The sequence below is a fragment of the Pantoea folii genome (assembly GCF_056678875.1).
The window spans coordinates 1-608 of the sequence record NZ_JBWXON010000046.1; the positions used below are offsets into that span (position 1 = coordinate 1).

At 54.9% G+C, this 608-nt stretch carries 1 protein-coding gene; it reads left to right on the forward strand.

Translation table 11 applies throughout. The annotated features are described in order from the left end of the window. The coding region (locus AC1MDE_RS25810; RefSeq protein WP_480345219.1) for an IS4 family transposase at positions 1-608 on the forward strand (608 nt) is incomplete at both ends.

A 608-nucleotide genomic window follows, 5' to 3' on the forward strand; every position in this document is an offset into this window, starting at 1 on the left:
TGGATGGCACCGTATGGCGCACCCCTGACACACCAGAGAATGATGCCGCCTTCGGGCGAACGGCCAATATTAATAAGTGCTCTGAGTGGCCGCAGGTGCGAATGGTCTGTCAGATGGAAGTCACCAGTCACCTGCTGTCAGCAGTAGCGTTCGACAGCGTCTCAGCTGTCGGCGAAGCCGATCTTGCCGCTCAGCTTATCCCACAGACCCCCGACCACTCTTTGACTCTCTTTGATAAAGGTTTTTATGCGCTGGGTCTGCTGCACGCCTGGCACTCAGCGGGAACGGAAAGACACTGGATGCTGCCGCTGCGCAAAGGAGCACAGTACCGTGTAGTCCGTAGCTTAGGAGCCGGGCAGGAGTTGGTGGAATTACAGCTGTCGCCGCAGGCGAAGAAAAAATGGCAGGGTGCTGGAGACACGCTGACGGCAAGGCTTATCAGCAAAGAACTCAACGGAAAAACGGTTCAAATCCTGACATCTATGTGCGACCCCCTGAGGTATCCCAAAGCAGATGTCGTGGATTTGTACAGCCATCGCTGGGAAATAGAGCATGGGTTCCGCGAGATGAAACAACACCTGCTGAATAATGAGCTGACGCTGAGAAGC